This is a genomic window from Amycolatopsis sp. NPDC058986, from assembly GCF_042741125.1.
Taxonomy (GTDB): domain Bacteria; phylum Actinomycetota; class Actinomycetes; order Mycobacteriales; family Pseudonocardiaceae; genus Amycolatopsis.
Genome location: NZ_JBHYJW010000021.1, coordinates 128,354 through 134,585, shown reverse-complemented (window position 1 = coordinate 134,585; position 6,232 = coordinate 128,354). Strand labels below are relative to the sequence as shown.

General features: G+C 68.3%; 7 protein-coding genes. 3 read left to right on the top strand and 4 right to left on the bottom strand.

Annotation, left to right across the window (positions count from 1 at the left end; all coding sequences use genetic code 11):
* Positions 1-133 precede the first annotated feature (133 nt).
* Both ACFW0G_RS20235 and ACFW0G_RS20230 read left to right on the top strand, forming a co-directional pair.
* A complete protein-coding gene (locus tag ACFW0G_RS20235) occupies positions 134-913 on the top strand; it encodes a DddA-like double-stranded DNA deaminase toxin (protein ID WP_378326877.1) in 780 nt (259 codons plus the stop codon).
* Positions 910-1,320 carry an Imm1 family immunity protein gene (locus ACFW0G_RS20230; RefSeq protein WP_378326876.1) on the top strand — a complete coding sequence of 137 codons (411 nt, stop codon included), beginning with the start codon at positions 910-912 and terminating at the stop codon, positions 1,318-1,320. Before ACFW0G_RS20235 ends, ACFW0G_RS20230 begins: the two co-directional genes overlap by 4 nt.
* A 21-nt stretch (positions 1,321-1,341) precedes the next feature.
* Here ACFW0G_RS20230 and ACFW0G_RS20225 read toward each other — a convergent pair whose 3' ends face one another.
* From ACFW0G_RS20225 to bioB, 3 genes are read right to left on the bottom strand one after another with little or no spacing between them, the layout of a single operon-like run.
* Complete coding sequence (locus tag ACFW0G_RS20225; protein WP_378326875.1) at positions 1,342-2,496, bottom strand: 8-amino-7-oxononanoate synthase; 1,155 nt, start codon at positions 2,494-2,496, stop codon at positions 1,342-1,344.
* The gene (locus tag ACFW0G_RS20220) at positions 2,493-3,752 is read right to left on the bottom strand and encodes an adenosylmethionine--8-amino-7-oxononanoate transaminase (RefSeq protein WP_378326874.1); all 1,260 of its coding nucleotides are present in this window, start codon (positions 3,750-3,752) and stop codon (positions 2,493-2,495) included. Before ACFW0G_RS20220 ends, ACFW0G_RS20225 begins: the two co-directional genes overlap by 4 nt.
* Entirely contained in the window at positions 3,749-4,816 is a 1,068-nt protein-coding gene (bioB, locus tag ACFW0G_RS20215) for a biotin synthase BioB (protein WP_378326873.1), read from the bottom strand. Before bioB ends, ACFW0G_RS20220 begins: the two co-directional genes overlap by 4 nt.
* Positions 4,817-4,920: 104 nt before the next feature.
* Here bioB and ACFW0G_RS20210 point away from each other — a divergent pair, with 104 nt between their 5' ends.
* Positions 4,921-5,499: a TetR/AcrR family transcriptional regulator C-terminal domain-containing protein gene (locus tag ACFW0G_RS20210; RefSeq protein ID WP_378326872.1), complete on the top strand. Its 579-nt coding sequence runs from the start codon at positions 4,921-4,923 to the stop codon at positions 5,497-5,499.
* A 99-nt stretch (positions 5,500-5,598) separates the two neighbouring features.
* On the opposite strand, the gene ACFW0G_RS20205 is transcribed toward ACFW0G_RS20210, so the two are convergent.
* Entirely contained in the window at positions 5,599-6,225 is a 627-nt protein-coding gene (locus tag ACFW0G_RS20205) for a DUF4360 domain-containing protein (protein ID WP_378326871.1), read from the bottom strand.
* Positions 6,226-6,232 lie beyond the last annotated feature (7 nt).

Genomic DNA, 6,232 nt, shown 5'->3' with positions numbered 1-6,232 from the left:
GTGCGTCCAACGCACCGAACGCCACATTGGGGCGCATGACCGCCGCGCATCAGGAGCGCCGAAGGGCTCGTGAGCGTTCCGGCCGGTAGAACCTGGTCGCAACGCTATTCCTCGGGTTTGAGGGGGCTGAGGCGTGAGCGCTCTAGCCGACCTTGTCGCCGCGGTAACCAAGGCGATCGCAGCGATCGATGCCGCGCAGGAGGCGGCCATCCACGCTGCCGCAGGCGTCGCCGAGGCGGCTACGATCCTCGCCGCGCAGACGGCAGGGAGTGCGATCGCCGACATTCCGGCGATGTTCGAGCAAGCCCGAGCGGAGGCTGAGCAGCAGGCCGGGCAGATCAGCGAGATCGCTGAAGGGCTACGGGCCTATCTGGCGAGCCTAGGACGAGCGCAGAGCCCATCGAATGCGCAAGCCGCTCCGCAGGCACAGCGGACGATCGCCCGTGGCCGACCTGGTGTGCACACCACACCAGCGCAAGCGAAGCCCGCCCCGGTTTCTCAAGCACGCATCGACGAGCTGAGACGAGCGCTTCCCCGGCCTGTCCAGCCGGAGGAGCGACAAAAGACGCACGGGCAGTGGGTCGCCGGCTCGGGCGAGGGGGACGTAGGACACATCGTGAGTGGACGCGACGAGATGGAAGCCGCAGCCGTCCAGTTCTTCAAGGACCAGGGAGCCCGGCGGATGCCCGCCACAGTCGCCGACGTTGAGGTCAAGCTAGCCGTTCACATGCGGAATCAGGGCATCACCAACGCCACTGTGGTTGTCAACAACGAAGTGTGCATAGGGCCGTTCGGCTGTGACACGCTGTTACCTAAGATCTTGCCCCAAGGAAGCGCGCTCACCGTGTACGGGACTTCGCCGGACGGACAAGCGACGGGGACAACTTACCTGGGACAGGGAAAGAAGCCATGATCGAAGCCTGGTACGACCGCAACGCCAACGGAGCGACCACAGTCACCACAGCGGATGATCTCGACCGAGTTCTGGACACCGTGGCGGCGATGAACGGTCCGACGCTTGCCGAGCTGTACACGGATGGCGATCCGGACAAGTCGTGGCTCGAAGTGGGGTTGGACGGCGAACGGGCAACCCTGCGCTACGTCGGCGACGACGCGCCGAACGGGGCGTACTCGAGGGGCGGAACATTCCCGCTCCCGCCCGGGGGGGAAGTCCTGTACTACTACATGAACAACCCCCGGGAGTACCCGGCCGACGCGGAGATCCCGGTCGAGACGGCCAGGAAGGCCGCTCACGAGTTCCTGGTGTCTGGGCTGCGCCCGTCTCAGGTGGCTTGGACCGAACAAGACGGTCCGCTATGAGTTCGCTATGAGTTATGGACCTCATCCAGTGGAGACAGCGTTCGCGTAGATTCGCTCGCCGACGATGCGGGCCAGTGCGTCCGCCGCGTGTTCCCACTGAGCCTCGGTGACGCCGAGCTGGGTGGTGATCCGGAGCCGCGAGACGCCGTCGGGCACCGACGGCGGCCGGAAGCATCCGACCCGGATTCCGGCCGCGAGCGCCGAAGCCTGGGCGGCGACGGCACACTGCGGCGAAGGCATCGGGACCGAGAGCACCGCGCCCGCCGACGGCCGCACGCCGAGCCGGTCGGCCAATTCCGCGCCACGCAAGTGAATCCGCGAAGGGAGATCGGGCTCCCGGCGCAGCAGGCGGAGCGCGGCCAACGCACCGGCGACGGGCGCGGGCGCCAGGCCGGTGTCGAAGATGAACGGACGGGCCCGGTTGACGAGGTGGTCGATCAGCGCGGCCGGGCCGAGCACCGCACCGCCCATCGCACCAAGGGATTTCGACAGCGTCGCGGTCATCACCACGTTCGGGTGCCCGGCCAGACCGCGCGCGTGGACGAGACCGCGACCGCCGTCGCCGACCACCCCGAGTCCGTGTGCCTCGTCGACGAGCAGCAGCGCGCCGTGCTCGGCGCAGACCCCGGCCAGTTCGACGATCGGGGCGGCGTCGCCGAGCACCGAGAAGATCGACTCGGTCAGCACGATCGCCCGCCTGCCGTTCGCCAGGGACAGCGCGGCCCGCACCGCCGCGACGTCGTTGTGCGGGACGACCTCGATCGCGGCGCGGGAAAGCCGGGCGGCGTCGATGAGCGAGGCGTGTGCGTGCGCGTCGGAGACGACGAGGGAATGCTTGTCCACCAACGCTGTTACGGCCGAGAGGTTGGCGTGGTAGCCGGTCGAGAAGACCAGCGACGCCGCGCGCCCGGTGAACTCGGCGAGTTCGCGTTCCAGTTCGGTGTGCAGTGTCGTCGTGCCGGTCACCAGCCGGGAGGCCGCCGCGCCCGCGCCCCAGGTCAAGGCGGCTTCGGCGGCCGCGCGGCGCACCTCGGCGTGGCGGCTCAAGCCCAGGTAGTCGTTGCCCGCGAGGTCGATGACGTCGTCGTCGGCCGCTCGCGGACGCAAGGTGCGCTGGAGCCCGGCTTCCTCGCGTGTGGCTCGTTGTTCGGCGAACCAGTCCGTCCAGCCGGTCATGCGACCTCCGCGGCGGCCGCGATCCCCGCGCAGATCGCGGCGATGTCCTCCTCCGTGCACACATACGGCGGCATGGTGTAGATCAGATCGCGGAACGGGCGCAGCCACACGCCGTGGGCCAGTGCCGCGTCGGTCGCCTTCTCCGTGTCGACGGGATGATCGAGCTGGACCACGCCGACCGCGCCGAGCACTCGCACGTCGGAAGCCTCGATCTGGTGCAGCGCCTGCAATCCCGCGTTGATCCGCCGAACGTCGGCCGCCCAATCCCCGTCGGCGAGCAGGTCGAGACTGGCGGCCGCGACCGCGCAGGCCAGCGGATTTCCCATGAACGTCGGGCCGTGCATGAGAACCCCGGAATCGCTGGCGGAAAGACCGCGGGCGACCTCGGCCGTGCACAGGACGGCCGCCATCGACAGGTAGCCGCCGGTGAGTGCCTTGCCGACGCACAACACGTCCGGGCGAACATCGGCGGCTTCGGACGCGAAAAGCGTTCCGGTACGGCCGAAACCGGTCGCGATCTCGTCGAAGATCAGCACGAGACCGTGCTCGTCGGCGACCTCACGGAAGACGCGGAGGCAGTCGGCGGCGTACGGGTGCATACCCCCAGCACCTTGCAGCAACGGCTCCACGATCAGGCCCGCGAGCCGGTCGGCGTGTTCGGCGGCCAGCTCACGGAACCCCGTCGCCCACGCATCGACGTCGTTCGCGGAGCGGGGCGGGCGTTCGCCGAACACCTGCTGCGGCAGGACTCCGGACCACATCGTGTGCATGCCGCCGTCCGGATCGCACACGGTCATGCAGTCGAAGGTGTCGCCGTGGTAGCCGCCGCGCACCGTGAGAAACCGGGTTCGCTCCGGACGGCCGGTGCCGCGCTGGTACTGCAGCGACATCTTCATCGCCACCTCGACGCTCACCGAGCCGGAATCCGCGAGGAAAACGCGGTCCAGCCCGGCGGGCGTGAGGTCGATCAGGCGCCGGGCGACCTCGACCGCGGGCTCGTGGGTGAGGCCGCCGAACATCACGTGCGCCATCCGGTCGAGCTGGCGGCGCACCGCCTCGTCGAGCACCGGGTGCCGGTAGCCGTGGATGGCCGACCACCACGACGCCATTCCGTCGACCACCTCGCCGACGCCGTCGAGGGTGATCCGGCTCCCGGACGCGCCGGTGACCAGCCGCGTCGGCACCGGATCGGTCATCGACGTGTAGGGATGCCACAGGTGCTCACGGTCGAACGCGAGCAGGTCCGGGGCGCTCACGCGTTGGGCAGGACGTCGGTCCCGGCGCCCCGCCGCCGGATCACCGGGTCGGCGGGCTGCTCGACCCGCTGGGCGAGGTCTTCCTCGGAGCCCAGCACGACGAAACCGTTGTCACGGATCATTTCCAGGTCCGTCTTGGCTTCCTGACCTTCGGAGGTGAGGTAGTCGCCGAGGAAGATCGAGTTGGCGATGTGCAACGCGATCGGCTGCAGCGAGCGCAGGTGCATCTCGCGGCCGCCTGCGATGCGGATTTCCTTGTCCGGGCAGACGAAACGGGCCATCGCGAGGATCTTCACGCAGCGAATGGGGGAGAGCGTCCAGATGTTCTCCAGCGGGGTGCCGTCGAAGGGCATGAGGAAGTTGACCGGGATCGAATCCGCGTCGAGTTCCTTGAGCGCGAACAACGCCTCCACTAGCTGCTCGTCGGTCTCGCCGAGCCCGGCGATCAGGCCAGAGCACGGCGAGATCCCCGCGCCCTTCGCCTTCTCCACGGTGGCCACGCGATCGGCGTAGGTGTGCGTCTGGACGATGTTCTCGTGGTTGCTCTCGGCCGTGTTGATGTTGTGGTTGTAGGCGTCCACCCCGGCTTCCTTGAGGCGCTCGGCCTGGCCGTCGGCGAGCAGGCCGAGGCAGGCGCAGACCTCGACGCCGGGGTAGCGCTCCTTGAGCTCGCCGACCATCGAGGTGACCTTGTCGATGTCCCGATTGGACGGTCCGCGGCCGGAGGCGACCAGGCACACCCGGCTCGCGCCGCCGCTCAGCCCGGCACCGGCCTGCTGGAGCGCTTCGTCGGTGGACAGCCACGAGTACTTCAGGATCGAGGCGCTGGAGCCCAGCGCCTGCGAGCAGTAGTTGCAGTTCTCCTGGCACAGGCCCGACTTGAGGTTGACGAGGTAGTTCACCTTCACCGTGTTGCCGAAGTGGGCCCGGCGCAGGGTGCCGGCGGCCGCGACGAGCGACATCAGCTCGGCGTCGTCGGCGCGCAGCACCGCGAGGGCGTCCTCGGGCGTGGCAGGGATCCCGGCGAGGATCTCTTCGGCGAGCTGGTGGAAGGCGGTTTTCATGGTTCTTCTCCCGGCGTTGGGTGGCTCCGTGACCTGAACGGCGTTCACCTGAACTGCGTTCAGGTTAAACTGGGGGAGTCGAGAGGTCAACGGGAGGGGTGTGCGTGCGCTATCACCGGAAGGACGTCGTGGACCGGGCGATCACGGTGCTCGACGAGTACGGGCTGGAGTCGCTGACGATGCGGCGGCTGGCCGCCGACCTCGGCGTGCAGCCGAGTGCGCTCTACCACCATGTGCCGAACAAACAGACGCTGCTGGCCGCGGTGGCCGACGAGATTCTGGCCAGGGGCAGGCGGCCGCGCCGGGCCCGGGCGTGGGACCGGCGCGTGGTCGAGGTCTGCGACGAACTGCGGGACGCCATGCTCGCCTACCGGGACGGCGCCGAGGTGGTCGTCGCGGGGTACACCTTCGGGCTGGGCGCGGGCGAGCCCGCCAACCAGCTGCGCAGGGCGTTGCGGGACGGTGGCCTGCCCGATGATCTCGTCGACGTCGGCACTCGCGCGCTCCTGCACCTCGTCTTCGGGCACACCGTGGAGGAGCAGACGGCGTTGCAGGCCGCGAGCGCCGGCGCGATCGACAAGGCGCCGGGCGGGCCCGCCGACTTCGAACTGGCGCTGGAGCTGCTGCTGGACGGCCTGCGGTCCCGGATGACGGGCCGGGCCGTCGAGCGGGGGACGGTCTGAAGCAGCTCGTCGTGAAGTCCGTGAATGCCACATTGAGGGAATCAGAGTTCCTCAATGTGGCATTCACGGACCACGGCCTGCGCTCCGTGGGGGTGGGGCTCAGCAGCGCTTCCAGGAGAAGTGGTAAATGGTGTCCACGCTCCCGTGCTCGGAGTCCATTTCGATGTAACTGACCGAATTCGCCGCGGCCGCGTCCGCGTTCACGCGTAGTTCGGCGTTGATGTTCAGATTGCGTTCCTCGGCGCAGGGCGCGTAGACGAGCACGTCCGCGGTGTCCGTCATTTCCCATGCCCCGTGGAATGGGCCGTTCAGCGGGTGCGCGATGCGCGCCGTTGGGCTAGTTCCGGTGAAGTAGTAATTCGCCTGTTCCAGTCCTTTTGCGCCATTTTCAAGATGTGCGAAACCTCGATAGCTGACGCTTGCGATCGCGTACGTGAAGCCCTGGGGAACGTGCACGAGGACGTTGATCTGGCAGTTCTTGCGGAAGTCGGTGGCAGGTGCGCCATCACCGGCGCGCGCCTTGAAGTTCTTGTAGTACACGGTGAAAGAGGTGTTGTCGGGCGCGACGTCCGCTGCTGCGGTGGCCGTTCCTGCCGGGCAGCCGGAGCCGTTGATCGTCCTGATGTCGAGGGTGATCTTTTCGGTCGGCGCCGACGTTGTCGGAGAGGCGGCGGGCGCGGCGAACGAGGACAGGATTAGACTGGTTATGACCAGCGTGCCGAGCATGGCACTC